Raw genomic sequence first — 15,690 nt, forward strand, 5'->3', positions numbered from 1 at the left:
TCGCGCGACCCGGGACGTTCAGGCGTGCCGGTCGACCGCCGCGTGCGCGAGCCCGATCAGCTGCGTGCGGGCCGGCTCTGTCCACGGGCGCTCGTGCATGAGCGCGAAGGCCTTGCCGGCCAGGTCCTCGATGAGCGCCTCCACGTCGTCGGGGGCGCCGGTGGCTCCGATGGCCGTGGCGAGGGTGGTGACGTCGGCGTCCGTGAGCGCGCCGTCGCCCAGACGGGTGCGCAGCAGCTCGACGGTGGCCTCGTCGGACGCCGCCCGGGCACGGGCCACGGCTCGGGCCGTCAGGATCGTCCGCTTGCCCTCGCGCAGGTCGTCCCCGGCGGGCTTGCCCGTCGTCTGCGGGTCGCCGAACACCCCGAGCAGGTCGTCACGGAGCTGGAACGCCTCACCGAGCGGGAGGCCGAGCGCCCGGCAGACCTCGAGCTCAGCCTCGTCGGCGTCGGCGAGCGAGGCACCGAGGACGATCGGGTGCTCGACGCTGTACCGCGCGGCCTTCGCACGGATGACCTCGCGGGCGCGCGCCTCGTCGGCGGTCGGGTCGTCGCCCCAGGGCAACGCCTGCGCCAGCACGTCCAGGTACTGCCCGACGGTGACCTCCGTCCGCATGAGGTCGAACACGGCTCGTGTGCGCTCGGCCCGCGCGAGCGGCTGCAGGGCGAGGGCGCCCGCGAACTCCTGCTCGCTCGCGATCAGGGTCAGGTCGCCGAGCAGGATCGCGGCGGACATGCCGAAGCGCTCGGGGTCACCGGTCAGACCGTGCTGGGTGTGCAGCGACGCGAACGCCCGGTGCGCGGCGGGGAAGCCACGACGGGTGTCGGAGTCGTCCATCACGTCGTCGTGGAACAGCGCGGCCGCCTGGAAGAGCTCGAGCGCTGCGCCCACGCGCAGCACGGCGTCCGCCTCGGCGGTCCCGGCCTGGCCCCCGTGCGCGCGCCAGGACCAGTAGCAGAACGCCGCCCGCAGGCGCTTGCCGCCCGTCAGGATCTGGGCCACCGCGTCGGCGAGGACGTCCGCGTCGTCGCTCGCTGCTGCCAGCATCGAGCGCAGCTGGGCGACGTGCCTGGTCAGCAGCTCGTCGATGCGGGACCGGACATCCTCGACGTCGACGAGCGACGGGCTGGTTGGGCTCACGCGGGCAGCCTACGGCGCGGTCGCGCGGACCCGCCCACCGAGCGTCAGGGTCCGCTCGTCGGCACGCTCCAGGACGCCGACGACGAGCAGCTCGGAGCCGTCGCCGCGCGAGAACGTGGACTGCGCGGCCAGTCCTGCCTCGGCGGCGGGGAGGACGTTCTCGGCGAAGCCGGCTGCGACGAGCGGCGCGCGGACCGCCTCGAGCAGGCCCGCGGTGTCCTGGGCCGTCCGCAGGTTGAGGCTGACCTCCGTGAGGTCGGTGCCGTCGACGGGGGAGGCCGACGAGAGGAGCACCTCGGCACCGTCCGGCACCGGGATGAGCGTGGCGGGGAAGCCGGCGACGAGCTCGCCGACCGCGGAGTGCGCGTCCGTGCCCGCCTCGGGCAGCAGCGTCTCCGAGGGGGTCGGCTCGGCCGTGGCCACCGCGACGGCGCTCCCGGTGGGGGAGGCCTGGCCCGGGGCGCTCGTCGAGCAGGCTGCCGCGGACACGCCGACGGCCAGCGCGACGACGGTGGCGGCGAGGCCGGACCGCGCGCGCACGCAGGAGGGCGCAGGACGGGGCATCGCGACAGGGTAGCCGTACGCGCACCGCACCGAGACGCCCACATCCCCCTCGCCCGGCGACGGCGTGCACAGATCCGCCGAGCGGTGGTCCGGGTCGTTCGCCGGTCGGGTGGGCTGGCGCCATGCAGACCACAACCACCACGCTCCGGGTGAGCGAACCCCGGGAGATCCTCGCGCTCGTCCCTCATCGGCTCGGCTTCCGGCCGCGGGACAGTGCGGTCGCCGTGAGCCTTCGGCCCCCGCGGGGAGAGGTCGGCCTCGTCGTGCGTGTGGACCTGCCGCACCTCGCCGACGAGGTCGACGGCCCCCTGCTCGCACGGACGCTCGTCGCCCATCTCGGACGCGACGGGGCCCGGCGCGGCATCCTCGTGCTCTACACCGACCACGACCCGCGCGACGAGGAGGGCGGCGCGCAGCTCGCCGCCCAGCACGTCCGCGAGGCTGCCGATGACGCGCTCGGCGAGGTGCAGGTGTGGGTGGTGACGGCCACGGGCTACCTGTCCCTCGACTGCGTGGAGGACTGCTGCCCGCCGGGCGGCAGGCCCCTGCGCGACCTCGACTCGACCCAGGTGGGTGCGACCCTCGTGCTGGCGGGGTCCGCGGTCGCCGACTCGCGGGAGGACATCGCCCGGATCCGCCCGGAGAGCGGGGACGTCCGCCGGTCCGCCGCGCGCGTCCGGCGACGGTGGCAGCTCCGGTGGGAGGAGGCTCAGGTCGCCGGCGCGGACGCCGTGGTCCGCTGGCGCGAGGACTCCCTCGCGGCATGGCGGGACGCGGTGGCGATCGTGGAGGCCGGTCCGCCCGGTCCCGGCGGGACGCCGTGGGGGCGCATCGAGGCGGGTCTGGCCGACCGTGCCGTGCGCGACGGCGTGCTGGTCGCGCTGGTCCCGGGTACCGCCGACCTGCCCGAGCGATGCGTCCGCACCGTGCCGTCGACCCCGGAGCTGGACGCGGCGATGTGCGCGGCGATGGCCCTGATCCTCGACCCGAGCCGCGGCGTGGTGCCTCCCGTCCGCGCCAGCGCGGTGCACGAGGCGGTCCTCGAGGCCGTCGTGGCCCGGGGGAGGGCCGGTGCACAGGCCCCTGCCCTCACTCTCCTGGCGCTGCTGTCGTGGTGGCGAGGTGACGGCGCGCGGGCGCGGCTGCTGCTGGACGCGGCGCTCGACGCGGACCCGGAGCACCACCTGGCGGAGCTGCTGGACGACGCGTTGACGGCGGCCGTCCCGCCCGGATGGGTCCGACACACCGACTGACCTGCGCGGAGATCCCGCCCCGAGGTCGTCGGCACCCGTCGCCTCCGGTAGCGTCACGGTCACGGCGGTGTTGCCGCGGGACGAGGGGAGGACCGATGGGCATCGTGGTCGGCTATCTGGCCACTCCGGAAGGTCGGGCGGCCCTCGGGGCGGCGATCGAGGAGGCACGGCAGCGCGACACGCGCGTCGTGGTCGTCGTGAGCACACGTCCCGACGCTCCGGAGGAGCAGCGCAGCGATCTGGAGGCGGAGCTCGACCGGGTCCGGGAGGAGCTCGCGTCCGCGGGCGTCGACAGCGAGGTGCGCCTGCTCACCGGCGGCGACGTGGCGGACGACCTCATCCTGACCGCGGAGCAGGTCGGTGCCCAGCTGGTCGTCCTCGGCCTGAGGCGTCGCAGCCCTGTCGGCAAGCTCATCCTCGGGGCCAACGCGCAGCGGGTGCTGTTCGACGCTCCCTGCCCCGTGCTGACGGTCAAGCCCGGGCCTGCCTGATCCGGTCCCGACCGGCCACGAGGCCGCACCGACACACCCGGACGGCTGATCGTCCCCATCTGCGCGCACGGTGACCGAACGGGCCTCGACAGGCGGGAATCTCTGGTGACTCCCGTTCGTTGAGACCAAGAACCCCGTGACCGCCGTCCTCGACGGCCGTGTCGTCGTGCCCGTGATCGCGCCGAGCGGCCCCAGGGGTCGGTACAATATCCATCTACCTCCCGGCCCCGTTCCGGGTGTCGCGCTGCCGAAAGGTCGTTCGTGTCGTCCCAGACCCCGCATCCCGCTCTTCCGCGTGAGTTCGAGCACCCCGCCCTGCAGGACCTCGTCCTGCGCGGCCGCACCCACGGCACCGTGGGCGCCGAGGAGCTGCGCACCGCGTGCGAGCAGGCGGACGTCCAGGACGCCAAGCGCCTGCGCGCCGTCGTCCGCGGCCTGTCCACCGCAGGGATCGGCGTCCGCGAGCCTGCCGCTCCCGCGGCACCCGCTCGCGCCGTCGCCGCGACCAGCGCGAAGGCCCGTCCGTCGACGAAGGCTGTCGTGACCCCCGCGGAGGGTGCCGCCGCGCCCACCACGCGCGCCAAGGCTGCACCGGCCAAGACCACGGCAGCCAAGACCGCCGCGGCCAAGACCGCCGCTGCCAAGCCGGCGGCCAAGTCCGCCGCCGCCAAGAAGGTCGCGACCGACGCCGACGAGGTCGACGTCGTCGAGGGCGACGAGCCCGACATCGAGGCCATCGAGGAGGTCGTCGTCGAGGCCGTGGAGGTCGTCGAGGTCGCCGAGGACGCCACCGACGCGGACGAGGACGACTCCGAGGACGGCGAGAAGAAGCCCGCCGCCAAGGAGGACGAAACCGAGGACAGCGGCTTCGTCTACTCCGACGCCGACGACGACGACGCTCCCGCCCAGCAGGTCGTCACTGCCGGTGCGACGGCGGACCCGGTCAAGGATTACCTGAAGCAGATCGGCAAGGTCGCCCTGCTGAACGCCGAGCAGGAGGTCGACCTCGCCAAGCGCATCGAGGCCGGTCTGTTCGCCGAGGAGCGACTGAACGCGGGCATCACGATGGAGCCCAAGATCAAGCGCGAGCTCGAGTGGATCGCCAACGACGGGCGGCGGGCCAAGAACCACCTGCTCGAGGCCAACCTGCGCCTCGTCGTGTCCCTGGCCAAGCGCTACACCGGCCGCGGCATGCTGTTCCTGGACCTGATCCAGGAGGGCAACCTCGGTCTGATCCGCGCCGTCGAGAAGTTCGACTACACCAAGGGCTACAAGTTCTCGACGTACGCCACGTGGTGGATCCGTCAGGCCATCACGCGCGCCATGGCCGACCAGGCCCGCACCATCCGCATCCCGGTGCACATGGTCGAGGTCATCAACAAGCTCGCGCGCGTCCAGCGCCAGATGCTCCAGGACCTGGGCCGTGAGCCCACGCCGGAGGAGCTGGCCAAGGAGCTCGACATGACGCCCGAGAAGGTCGTCGAGGTCCAGAAGTACGGTCGCGAGCCCATCTCGCTGCACACCCCGCTCGGCGAGGACGGCGACAGCGAGTTCGGCGACCTCATCGAGGACTCCGAGGCGGTCGTCCCCGCGGACGCCGTGAGCTTCACGCTCCTGCAGGAGCAGCTGCACCAGGTCCTGGACACCCTCTCCGAGCGGGAGGCGGGCGTGGTCTCGATGCGGTTCGGCCTCACCGACGGTCAGCCGAAGACGCTCGACGAGATCGGCAAGGTCTACGGCGTGACGCGTGAGCGGATCCGCCAGATCGAGTCCAAGACCATGTCGAAGCTGCGGCACCCGTCGCGGTCCCAGGTCCTGCGCGACTACCTGGACTGATCGGCACCCACCGACGACGAAGGCCCGGAGCGACATGCTCCGGGCCTTCGTCGCGTCGTCGGACGCGTCAGCGGGTGATGTACCAGAGGATCAGGTCGTGGGCCTTGTGCGCCTTCTCGACACCTCGGAAGTCGGCCTCGTGCACCGTCCCGCCGACGTCGATCGCGATGCTGCTGCTCGACGTGAACTTCCCGGCGATGGACGTGTTGCTGACCACCGACACGGACCGCACGTGCCGGTAGGGGATCGAGGTGATCGCGACGCGCTTGCCGACGAAGCTCTTGTCCTGCATGACGATCCGGAGCGTCGTCAGCCCGACGAAGCCGGTGCCGGTCCCGATGCAGTCGTACACCGCGAGCACCTCCTCGCCCTGCAGCAGGCCACGTCTGACCAGCTCGAGCTGCTCGGCCTTGTCGACGTCGGGTTCGGTCACGGGACGGCTCCGCTCGCTCGGGGACGACAGGCGTCCGCCCGTCGCGGCCGAGCATAGGGCTGCGGGTCCCGGACGAGAACGAGGCCCGGACCACCCGGTCCGGGCCTCGCGTCGTCAGGGGGTCGAGCGCTGCGTCAGATCGCCGCGCCGGCTCCGGCGCCGTGCTCGGCGAGGAGGCGGTCGGTCTCGTCCTGCACGTGGGTCGCCAGCTCGGCGAACTTCGGTGCGTGCTCGCGTGCGTGGTGCGCGCAGAACAGCAGCTCTCCCACGGCGAGGACAACTCGGACATAGGCCTGTGCGCCGCAGCGGTCGCAGCGGTCGGCCGCGGTCAGTGGATGCGTCATGGTCCCGGTCACAGATCAATAGAACCATCCCGGCGCCGGATCCATCGCACCGGGAGCGGGTGGTTCGCTCACCGCGTAGCAGACCGTGACACACCTGAAACATGACCGTTGCCGACGGCATGGGTTCCGGCTGACCGTCGGACCCGCGCACTACGATCAGGCCCGTGACGACGACCTCCCCCCAGTCCGGCTACACCGCCCGGCACCTCTCGGTGCTGGAAGGGCTCGAGGCGGTGCGCAAGCGCCCCGGCATGTACATCGGCACGACGGACAGCCGCGGGCTCATGCACTGCCTGTGGGAGATCATCGACAACTCGGTCGACGAGGCCCTCGGCGGCCACGGGGACCGCATCGAGATCGTCCTGCACGCCGACTCCTCGGTGGAGGTGCGGGACAACGGGCGCGGCATCCCGGTGGACATCGAGCCCAAGACGGGCCTGACCGGTGTCGAGGTCGTGTTCACTAAGCTGCACGCCGGTGGCAAGTTCGGTGGCGGCTCCTACGGGGCGTCCGGTGGGCTGCACGGCGTGGGCGCGTCCGTCGTGAACGCCCTGTCCGCGCGTCTGGACGTGGAGGTCGACCGCGGCGGTCGGACGCACCGGATGACGTTCCACCGCGGCGAGCCGGGCACGTTCGACGACCAGGGCGGCATCGCCCCCGACAACCCGTTCGAGCCGTTCGTCTCAGGGTCCGAGCTCAGCGTGGCCGGCAAGGTGGCGCGCGCCCGGACCGGGACCCGCGTGCGGTACTGGGCGGACCCGCAGATCTTCCCCAAGACGGCCGTGTTCGCGTACGACGAGCTGGTCACGCGCGCCCGGCAGACCAGCTTCCTGGTGCCGGGGCTCACGCTGACGGTGCGCGACGAGCGCGGCATCCCGGGGACGCCCGGCGCGGACGGCCCGCACGAGGAGACGTTCTTGCACAGCGGGGGCGTCATCGACTTCGTGGACCACCTGGCGCCCGACACGGCCGTCACCGACACGTGGCACCTGACGGGCTCGGGCGCGTTCACCGAGACGGTGCCGATCCTCGACGAGCGGGGTCACATGACCGCGCAGGAGGTCTCCCGGACCTGCGAGGTCGACATCGCGCTGCGGTGGGGGACCGGGTACGAGACCGAGGTCCGCAGCTTCGTCAACATCATCTCGACGCCCAAGGGCGGGACGCACCTGGCCGGGTTCGAGGCCGGGCTGCTGCGCACCATGCGCAAGGCGGTCGACGCGAACGCCCGGCGGCTGAAGATCTCGTCGCGCGACACCTCCGAGCGGATCGAGAAGGAGGACGTGCTGGCCGGGATGACCGCGGTCGTCACCGTCCGCCTCGCCGAGCCGCAGTTCGAGGGGCAGACCAAGGAGGTGCTGGGCACCGGACCGGTCCGCGCGATCGTCGCCAAGGTCATCGACACGGAGCTGGCCGCGATCTTCGCGTCGCCCAAGCGCGACCACAAGGCGCAGTCGGCTCTGCTGCTGGACAAGGTCGTCGGTGAGATGCGGGCCCGGCTGTCGGCGCGCAAGCAGAAGGAGATCTCGCGCCGCAAGAACGCGCTGGAGACCTCCTCGCTCCCGGCCAAGCTGGCCGACTGCCGCAGCGACGACGTCGAGCGCAGCGAGCTGTTCATCGTCGAGGGGGACAGCGCTCTGGGCACCGCGAAGCTGGCCCGCAGCTCGGACTTCCAGGCGCTCCTGCCCATCCGCGGCAAGATCCTGAACGTCCAGAAGGCGTCCGTCACGGACATGCTGAAGAACGCCGAGTGCGCCGCGATCATCCAGGTGGTCGGGGCCGGGTCGGGCCGCTCGTTCGACCTGGAGGGGGCGCGCTACGGCAAGATCGTGCTGATGACCGACGCCGACGTCGACGGCGCGCACATCCGCACCCTGCTGCTCACGCTCCTGTTCCGGTACATGCGGCCGCTGGTCGAGGCCGGGCGCGTGTACGCCGCGGTCCCGCCGCTGCACCGCGTCGAGGTCATCGGGGGCGGTGGGCGCAAGAACGAGTACGTCTACACGTACTCGGAGGCCGAGCTCGTGGCGACGCTGAAGAAGCTGGACCGCGCGGGCAAGCGGTACAAGGACGACATCCAGCGGTACAAGGGCCTCGGCGAGATGGACGCGGACCAGCTGGCGGAGACCACCATGGATCCTCGGCACCGCACGCTGCGTCGCGTGACGGTCGAGGGTGCGCAGCGCGCCGAGGAGATCTTCGAGCTGCTGATGGGGTCCGACGTGGCGCCGCGCAAGGACTTCATCGTCGCCGGCGCCGACGGGCTGGACCGCAGTCGCATCGACGCCTGACCCATTTCGGTTGCCGCGAGGCGGTCCGAGCGGGGATCGTGGCGCGGTGACCACCACCGATCTCGCACCCCTCGTCGACCGTGTCGCCGCCCCGGCGGACGTGCCCGTGCCGAGCGACGCCGGCGGCCTGACGTGGCGCCCGCTGACGCGTGCCGACGTGCCGGCCCTGACGCGGCTCCTCACCGCCGTGGAGGAGGCCGACGGCATCCCCTACCGGACGTCGGCCGAGGAGGTCGACGAGGAGTTCGACGGCGAGTGGAAGGACCACGCCCGCGACACCCTCGCCGGCGTGGACGCCGACGGCGTCATCCGTGCCTACGCGCGGGTCAACCAGCCGCCCGGCGACGCGCGGGTGGTCCGCGCCTTCCTCGACGGCGCCGTCGACCCGCAGTGGCGCGGCAGGGGGATCGGGCGGCAGGTCCTCGCGTGGCAGGAGGCTCGCGGACGGCAGCTGCTCGCGGCGTCGGGGAAGGAGCTCCCGGCGCGGCTCGCGGCGTTCACCGACGACGCGGCGGCGGCGACGGCCCGGCTTCTCCAGGTGAACGGCTTCACCCCGGTGCGGTTCTACTCCGAGATGCGTCGACCGCTGAACGTCGCGCTGCCGTCCGTCGAGGTCCCCGACGGGCTGAGCATCGTGCCGTGGAGCGCGGAACTGGACGAGCAGGTGAGGCTCGCGCACAACGAGGCGTTCGCCGACCACTGGGGGAGCGAGCCCCGCACGGCCGAGGACTGGAACCAGGGGCGCAGCATGTTCGCGCCGGCGTGGAGCTTCATCGCCGTGGACGACGCCAGCGGCGAGGTCGTCGGCTACCTCCTGTCGGGGCGGTACGAGCACGACTGGCCGGTCATCGGCTACAAGGCGGGGTACACCGACCTGCTCGGGGTGCGACGGGCCTGGCGCGGCCGGCGGCTCGCTCCGGCGCTCCTCGCGACGGTGATGGCGGCGTACCAGGCGGACGGCATGGACTACGCCGAGCTCGGCGTGGACACGGCGAACCAGTCCGGCGCGCACCGGCTCTACGAGGGGCTCGGCTACGCGGTGTTCCACAGCTCGACGATGTACTCGATCGAGCTCTGAGCGTCCGCTCGGAACGTCCTCGCGGGAGCCTGCGCGCGGGTTAGCATCGGCGCGGCAGGACGACGAGGTCCTGCCGTCGCTGTCGGTGGACGAGGACGCCCGCCGTCGAGGAGGTCGTCGTGGGGCGCTCGCTGTCCATGGCCGCGCGGGTGTGGGTCGCGGTCGCCGTCGCATCGGTGCTGGTGCACCTGGGGGCGCAGGTCGCCGGCGCCGACGGGCTCGCCCGCGTCAGCCAGTGGACGCTCATGCCGGCCTTCGCCGCCGTCGTCGTGACCGCCACGCGGTGGCCCCGGGGACACGTCGTGACGTGGACGCTGGTCGCTCTCGGCTTCTCCTGGCTCGGTGACCTGGTGCCGTCGCTCGTCGCCGAGGACACGGCCTTCCTCGTCATGGTCGGGTTCTTCCTGCTCGCGCAGGTCGCGTACGTCGTGGCGTTCGCGCCACTGGTCCGGCGTTCCGTGCTGCACACCCGGCCGGTCCTCCTGCTGCCCTACGCCGCGGTGCTCGCGGCGCTGGTCGGCCTGTGCGCGCCGGGGGCCGACGCCCTGCTCGTGCCGGTGGCCGTGTACGGGGGCGTCCTCGTGGCCATGGCGGTCCTCGCGACGGGCCTGGGACGCCTGGCGACGGTCGGCGGAGCCGTCTTCCTGGTGAGCGACGGCCTCATCGCGCTCGAGGCGTTCGTGCCGTGGTGGGACCTGGCCGGGCAGGGCTTCTGGGTCATGCTCACGTACACGGTCGGGCAGGGTCTGCTCGCCGCCGCGGTGATCGCCCGCAACGTCGCCGACCGCCGCGCACCCGAGCCGCGACCGGTCCGCTCCTACGCCCAACGGCCGCCCGTGCCGGACAACGTGGTCGCCCTCGTCTGACGGTCAGCCGATGGCGTGCACCGGTGCGGACAACGCCGTGCCGGACATGTCACGCCGGGGATCGGTCGGGGGCAGCTCGATCGGCTGACCGGCCGAACCCGTCGCCCACGCCGGCGCCGCACCGACCCATCCGAGCAGCAGCGCGTCCTCGTTGCGCAGGAACCGGTGTGCCCGGACCCCACCGGTCGCGCGTCCCTTGCCCGGGTACGCCTCGAACGGCGTCACCTTGGCGGACCCGGCCTGCGTGCCGGGCAGCGCGCCCGACGCGCCGGCGACGGTGACGACGACCGCCTCGGCGAGCTGGTCGGCGGGGACCGTGCCGAACGCGACCACGCGCTGACCGGCCGCGAGCTTGATGCCCGCCATGCCGCCCGCAGACCGTCCCTGGGGCCGGACGGCCGACGCCGGGAAGTGCAGCAGCGACGCGTCGGACGAGAGCAGGACCAGCTCGTCGTTGTCGCTCACGGCGGCAGCACCGACCACCTCGTCGCCGTCCTTGAGCGAGATCGCCTCCCAGGCGTCACGGTTCCCCGGCACGTCGCCGGAGGTCACGCGCTTGATGGTGCCCTGGACGGTGGCGAGTGCGAGCGTCGGTGCGTCGGCGGCCAGTGACGCCAGGCCCACCACACGCTCGCGCGGCAGGAGCGTCACCACCTCGGCGAGCGGCACACCACCGGACAGGGAGGGTGCCCCGTCGGTCGGCGGCAGGCCGGGCAGGTCCAGCACGGAGACGCGGACGACCCGGCCCTGGGACGTCACGACGCCGATCTCCGCACGCGCGGTCGCGGGGATCGACGCGGCGATGACGTCGTGCTTGGCGCGCCGGGCACCGTCGCCGCGCACGGGCCGGTCGTCGGACGCCGTGCGCGCGAGCAGGCCGGTGCCCGACAGCAGCACCCAGCACGGGGTGTCGGCGATCTCCAGCGGGGCCGCGGCACCGCGCGCCGCGGGCGCTCCGGTGATCGAGGTGCCGCCCGCCGACTCGAGCAGGATCGTGCGGCGCGGCGTGCCGTACGTGGCAGCGACCTCGGCCATCTCGTCGGACACCAGGGCGCGGAGCCGGTCGTCGTCGGCCAGGATCGCCCGGAGCTCGGCGATCTCCTCGACGAGCTGCTGCTGCTCCTTCTCGAGCTCGATGCGGGAGAACCGGGTCAGGCGACGCAGCCGCAGCTCGAGGATGTACTCGGCCTGCGGCTCGGACAGGTCGAACACGCTGCGCAGCCGGGCGCGCGCCGTGTCGGCGTCGTCGGACGTGCGGATCACCTGGATGACCTCGTCGATGTCCAGGATGGCGACGAGCAGGCCCTCGACCAGGTGCAGCCGCTCCAGCCGCTTGGCGAGGCGGTGCTGCGAGCGCCGGCGCACGACGACCAGGCGGTGCTCGACCCAGACGACCAGCAGCTCGCGCAGGCCGAGGGTGCGCGGCTGCCCGTCGACGAGCGCGACGTTGTTGATCGAGAACGAGTCCTCGAGCGGGGTGTAGCGGTAGAGCTGCTCGAGGACGGCCTCCGGCACGAAGCCGGTCTTGATCTCGATGACCAGGCGCAGCCCGTGCGCGCGGTCCGTCAGGTCGACCGCGTCGGAGATGCCCGAGAGCTTCTTGCTCTGCACGCCCTCCTTGATCTTCTCGATGACCTTCTCCGGGCCCACCGTGTACGGCAGCTCGGTGATGACGATGCCCTTGCGCTTGGGCGTGACGTTCTCGATCCGGGCGGTCGCGCGCGTGCGGAACGCCCCGCGGCCGGTGCGGTAGGCGTCGCGGACGCCCTCGAGGCCGACGATCTTGCCGCCCGAGGGCAGGTCCGGACCGGGGACGAAGCGCAGCAGGTCCTCGAGCGTGGCGTCGGGGTGCAGGACGAGGTGCCGCGCCGCGGCGACGACCTCGACGAGGTTGTGCGGCGCCATGTTGGTGGCCATGCCGACCGCGATGCCCGACGCGCCGTTGACCAGCAGGTTCGGGATCGCCGCGGGGAGCACCTCGGGCTGGGTCAGCTTGTTGTCGTAGTTGGGCACGAAGTCGACGACGTCCTCGTCGAGCCCCGTGGTCATCGCGAGTGCGGCCGGCGCCATGCGCGCCTCGGTGTAGCGGGGGGCCGCCGGGCCGTCGTCGAGCGAGCCGAAGTTGCCGTGGCCGTCGACCAGCGGCAGGCGCAGCGAGAACGGCTGGGCCAGCCGGACCATCGCGTCGTAGATGGCCGCGTCACCGTGCGGGTGCAGCTTGCCCATGACCTCGCCGACGACGCGCGCCGACTTCACGTACGGGCGGTCCGGGCGCAGGCCCATGTCCGACATCTGGTAGAGGATCCGGCGCTGCACCGGCTTGAGGCCGTCGCGGGCGTCGGGCAGGGCGCGCGAGTAGATGACGGAGTAGGCGTACTCCAGGAACGAGCCCTCCATCTCGGTCGCCACGTCGATGTCGACGATGCGCTCGACGAGGTCCTCCGGGGGGAGGTCGGGGGTCGCGGGGCGACGCGCCATGCTGCTTGCTCCTCGGGGCCGGTCTGCTGTGCGGCGACCATTGTGGACCGTCCGGACCGTCCGGCGGGCCGCGGCGCGCTGACCAGCGGCGCGCGGGTGCGCCGGACCGGTCTAGCGTGGCGCTCATGGCAGACGTCACCGCTGACGAGCTCCCGCGCCCGGGGCCCGCGTACCCGGTCGCCTGGGAGGCGGACGTCGTGCTGCACGACGGCTCCACCACCCACGTGCGGCCGCTGCGCCCCGACGACGCCGACGCCCTCCAGGCGTTCCACGTCGGGCAGTCGGAACGGTCCACCTACCTGCGGTTCTTCGCCCCGCTGGAGCGGCTCTCCGAGCGGGACCTGGCCCGGCTGGTCAACGTCGACCACGTCGACCGGGTCGCCCTGGTGGCGGTGTCGAGCGGGGACGTGTCCACGGACCCCGGCGGCGCCGACCAGATCATCGGCGTCGCGCGGTACGACCGCATCGGCTCGGACGAGGCCGAGGTCGCCTTCAACATCGCCGACGCGCACCAGGGCCGCGGCCTGGGGTCCGTGCTGCTCGAGCACCTGGCCGCGGCCGCGCGGGAGCGGGGGGTGCGGCGGTTCGTCGCGGAGGTCCTGCCGCAGAACGGCCGCATGATCGCCGTCTTCAAGCAGGCCGGGTACGAGGTCCGGCAGCGCACCGAGGACGGGATCGTGGCGGTCGGGTTCGACATCGACCCGACGGACCGGTCGCTCGCCGTGATGGCGGACCGTGAGCACCGCGCGGAGGCGCTGTCCATGCGGGGCGTCCTGCACGCGTCGTCGGTGGTCGTCGTCGGCCCCGGGACGCAGACCTGGGAGACGCTCGCCGGCCGGCTGGCCTCCCGCGTGCTGGCGGACCTCCTCGTCGGCGACCCGTCGGTCGTCGTGCACGCCGTGGGCGTCCCGGGCGACCCGCCCCTGCCGCTGCACGCACGGCTCGCCGACGTCCCCGGGCCGGTCGAGCTCGCGGTCGTCGCCGTGCCCGCCGGTGCGGCGGCCGACGTCGCCCGGGAGCTCGCGCGCCTGGGGGTGCGCGGGATCGTCCTGCTGTCCGCGGGGTTCGCGGAGGACGGACCCGACGGGCTGGACCGCCAGCGTGCCGTCCTGCGGGCGGCGCACGGGGCCGGGATGCGGGTGGTCGGCCCGAGCTCCTACGGGATCGTCTCGACGCGCGAGGGCGACCTCCAGCTCAACGCGTCGTTGGCGCAGTCCCCGCCGGTGCCCGGCCGGGTCGGGCTCTTCTGCCAGTCCGCACCGCTGTCCGTCGCACTGCTCGCCGGGGTCCGGCGCCGGGGCATCGGCGTCTCGCAGTTCGTGTCCGCCGGTCACCGCGCCGACGTGTCCGGCAACGACCTCATGCAGTTCTGGGCCGACGACGACCGCACCGACGTGGTCGGCCTGTACCTGGAGTCGCTGGGCAACCCGCGCAAGTTCTCCCGCGTCGCCCGGCGCCTGTCGCTGATCAAGCCGGTGATCGTCGTGACGGCCGGCCGCTCCGGACAGGTGGTGCCGCCCGGGCACGCCGTCCGGCCGACGCACGCACCGCCCCGCACGCTCGCCGAGGTGCTGCGCCAGTCCGGGGTGGTGCGCGTCGAGAACACCCACCAGCTGCTCGACGTCGCGCAGGTGCTCGCGCACCAGCCGCTGCCGACCGGGCGCCGCACCGCGATCCTCGCCAGCTCCGCGTCCGTGGCGGCCCTCGTCGCCGAGGCCGTCGCGGCCGCCGGTCTCGTCGTCAGCGGCCACGTGCAGCTCCTCGCCGAGGACGCACCGCCGGACCGTGTCCGTGCGGCGGTCGGTGCGCTCTACGACGACCCGGACAGCGACGTCGTCGTCGTCGTCCGCATCCCGACCGTCGGCGGTCCCGACACGGTCCTGCAGGACACGGTCGCGGAGCGGGCGGCACGATCCCGCCGGACGACCGTGGCCTGCATCTACGACCTGCACGGCGTCACCCCGGAGCTGACCGCCCGCGACGACGACGGCAAGGAGTGGACGGTGCCCGCGTACAGCACGCCCGAGGACGCGGCGCTCGCGCTCGGGCACGCCGCCCGCTACGCGCGGTGGCGGGACGGGGACCGCGGGCAGCCCCTGCACCCCGAGGGCGCCGAGACCCGGGCCGCCCGGCGCCTCGTGGCCGGCTGGCTCGACGCCGAGGCGTCGGGTGACGCCGCGGTGGGGCTCGACCGCGACCGCACCGCCGCGCTGCTCGCCACCGTCGGGGTGGCGGTGGTGCCGTCGACGCGGGTGCACGACGCGGACGAGGCGGTCGCCGCCGCGGAACGGATCGGCTGGCCCGTCGCGCTCAAGACGACCGTGCCCGCGCTGCGCCACCGGGCCGACCTGGGAGGGGTCCGCCTGGACGTCGCGGACGAGGCGGAGCTGCGCGCCGACGTGGCGCAGGTGCTCGCGCTCGCGGCCGGCCTGGAGGCGGCGGACGGCGAGGAGCCGCTCGAGGTGCAGGCGATGGCCCCGCACGGTTCCGCGTGCGTCGTGCGGTCGGTCGAGGACCCGCTGTTCGGCCCGATCATCAGCTTCGGGCTCGCCGGCGACGCCTCCGACCTCCTGGGCGACATCGCGTACGGGGTGCCACCGCTCACGGACGTCGACGTCTCCGAGCTGGTCCGGACCGCCCGCGCGGCGCCCCGGCTGTTCGGCTACCGGGGGCTGCCGGCGCTCGACGTCGCGGCGCTGGAGGACCTCATCGCCCGGGTGTCGGTGCTCGCCGACGACCTGCCGGAGCTGCGCTCGCTGGAGCTCAACCCCGTGGTGGTCTCCGAGCACGGCCTGGCGGTGCTCGGCGCCCGCGCCTCGGTGTCCCGCGCGGACCGTGCCGACGCGACCCGACGCCTGCCGAGGGTGTGACCCCGTGCGCGCTCGCAGGGGACGTCCCGTGAGGTGGGAGGATGGT

Annotated in this window: 12 protein-coding genes; 7 read left to right on the plus strand and 5 right to left on the minus strand. The window is 73.4% G+C overall.

Going from position 1 to position 15,690, the window contains the following annotated elements:
- Nucleotides 1–18: 18 nt before the first annotated feature.
- Nucleotides 19–1,140, minus strand: a complete 1,122-nt coding sequence (locus CXY01_RS01210) for a polyprenyl synthetase family protein (protein ID WP_246124910.1) — start codon at nucleotides 1,138–1,140, stop codon at nucleotides 19–21.
- 9 nt (nucleotides 1,141–1,149) lie between these two features.
- On the minus strand, nucleotides 1,150–1,704 hold the full coding sequence (locus CXY01_RS01215; protein ID WP_146925236.1) for a hypothetical protein: 555 nt from the start codon (nucleotides 1,702–1,704) through the stop codon (nucleotides 1,150–1,152).
- A gap of 122 nt (nucleotides 1,705–1,826) precedes the next feature.
- Here CXY01_RS01215 and CXY01_RS01220 point away from each other — a divergent pair, with 122 nt between their 5' ends.
- From CXY01_RS01220 to CXY01_RS01230, 3 genes are all read left to right on the plus strand, one after another.
- A complete protein-coding gene (locus tag CXY01_RS01220) occupies nucleotides 1,827–2,957 on the plus strand; it encodes a DUF4192 domain-containing protein (protein ID WP_146925237.1) in 1,131 nt (376 codons plus the stop codon).
- A 95-nt stretch (nucleotides 2,958–3,052) separates the two neighbouring features.
- A complete protein-coding gene (locus CXY01_RS01225; RefSeq protein WP_146925238.1) occupies nucleotides 3,053–3,448 on the plus strand; it encodes a universal stress protein in 396 nt (131 codons plus the stop codon).
- A gap of 261 nt (nucleotides 3,449–3,709) precedes the next feature.
- Nucleotides 3,710–5,284 carry an RNA polymerase sigma factor gene (locus CXY01_RS01230; protein WP_146925239.1) on the plus strand — a complete coding sequence of 525 codons (1,575 nt, stop codon included), beginning with the start codon at nucleotides 3,710–3,712 and terminating at the stop codon, nucleotides 5,282–5,284.
- A 67-nt stretch (nucleotides 5,285–5,351) separates the two neighbouring features.
- Here the strand turns inward: CXY01_RS01230 and CXY01_RS01235 are convergent, their stop codons facing one another.
- Nucleotides 5,352–5,717, minus strand: a complete 366-nt coding sequence (locus CXY01_RS01235; protein WP_146925240.1) for a PH domain-containing protein — start codon at nucleotides 5,715–5,717, stop codon at nucleotides 5,352–5,354.
- Between the two features lie 134 nt (nucleotides 5,718–5,851).
- Complete coding sequence (locus CXY01_RS01240) at nucleotides 5,852–6,061, minus strand: DUF7455 domain-containing protein (RefSeq protein WP_055915761.1); 210 nt, start codon at nucleotides 6,059–6,061, stop codon at nucleotides 5,852–5,854.
- A 164-nt stretch (nucleotides 6,062–6,225) separates the two neighbouring features.
- Between CXY01_RS01240 and CXY01_RS01245 the strand changes: the two genes are divergently transcribed.
- The 3 genes from CXY01_RS01245 (at nucleotide 6,226) to CXY01_RS01255 (ending at nucleotide 10,296) form a co-directional block, all read left to right on the plus strand.
- Nucleotides 6,226–8,352 (plus strand): DNA gyrase/topoisomerase IV subunit B, encoded by a 2,127-nt coding sequence (locus tag CXY01_RS01245; RefSeq protein ID WP_146925241.1) that lies wholly within the window; start codon nucleotides 6,226–6,228, stop codon nucleotides 8,350–8,352.
- Nucleotides 8,353–8,398: 46 nt separating this feature from the next.
- A complete protein-coding gene (locus CXY01_RS01250; RefSeq protein WP_146925242.1) occupies nucleotides 8,399–9,430 on the plus strand; it encodes a GNAT family N-acetyltransferase in 1,032 nt (343 codons plus the stop codon).
- Nucleotides 9,431–9,549: 119 nt separating this feature from the next.
- Complete coding sequence (locus CXY01_RS01255; protein ID WP_246124912.1) at nucleotides 9,550–10,296, plus strand: lysoplasmalogenase; 747 nt, start codon at nucleotides 9,550–9,552, stop codon at nucleotides 10,294–10,296.
- A gap of 3 nt (nucleotides 10,297–10,299) precedes the next feature.
- On the opposite strand, the gene CXY01_RS01260 is transcribed toward CXY01_RS01255, so the two are convergent.
- A complete protein-coding gene (locus tag CXY01_RS01260) occupies nucleotides 10,300–12,774 on the minus strand; it encodes a DNA gyrase/topoisomerase IV subunit A (RefSeq protein WP_146925243.1) in 2,475 nt (824 codons plus the stop codon).
- 125 nt (nucleotides 12,775–12,899) lie between these two features.
- On the opposite strand from CXY01_RS01260, the gene CXY01_RS01265 reads away from it, so the two are divergent.
- The gene (locus CXY01_RS01265) at nucleotides 12,900–15,644 is read left to right on the plus strand and encodes a GNAT family N-acetyltransferase (RefSeq protein WP_146925244.1); all 2,745 of its coding nucleotides are present in this window, start codon (nucleotides 12,900–12,902) and stop codon (nucleotides 15,642–15,644) included.
- Nucleotides 15,645–15,690: the final 46 nt, after the last annotated feature.

Origin of the sequence: Cellulomonas xylanilytica (genome assembly GCF_007989805.1) — a bacterium.
Classification (GTDB): Bacteria; Actinomycetota; Actinomycetes; order Actinomycetales; family Cellulomonadaceae; genus Cellulomonas; species Cellulomonas xylanilytica.

Bases quoted from the DNA above. Each gene is read 5' to 3' on its own strand.
- CXY01_RS01215 (WP_146925236.1), bottom strand. From the start codon at position 1,704: ATGCCCCGTCCTGCGCCCTCCTGCGTGCGCGCGCGGTCCGGCCTCGCC.
- CXY01_RS01220 (WP_146925237.1), top strand. From the start codon at position 1,827: ATGCAGACCACAACCACCACGCTCCGGGTGAGCGAACCCCGGGAGATC.
- CXY01_RS01225 (WP_146925238.1), top strand. From the start codon at position 3,053: ATGGGCATCGTGGTCGGCTATCTGGCCACTCCGGAAGGTCGGGCGGCC.
- CXY01_RS01240 (WP_055915761.1), bottom strand. From the start codon at position 6,061: ATGACGCATCCACTGACCGCGGCCGACCGCTGCGACCGCTGCGGCGCA.
- CXY01_RS01260 (WP_146925243.1), bottom strand. From the start codon at position 12,774: ATGGCGCGTCGCCCCGCGACCCCCGACCTCCCCCCGGAGGACCTCGTC.
- CXY01_RS01265 (WP_146925244.1), top strand. From the start codon at position 12,900: ATGGCAGACGTCACCGCTGACGAGCTCCCGCGCCCGGGGCCCGCGTAC.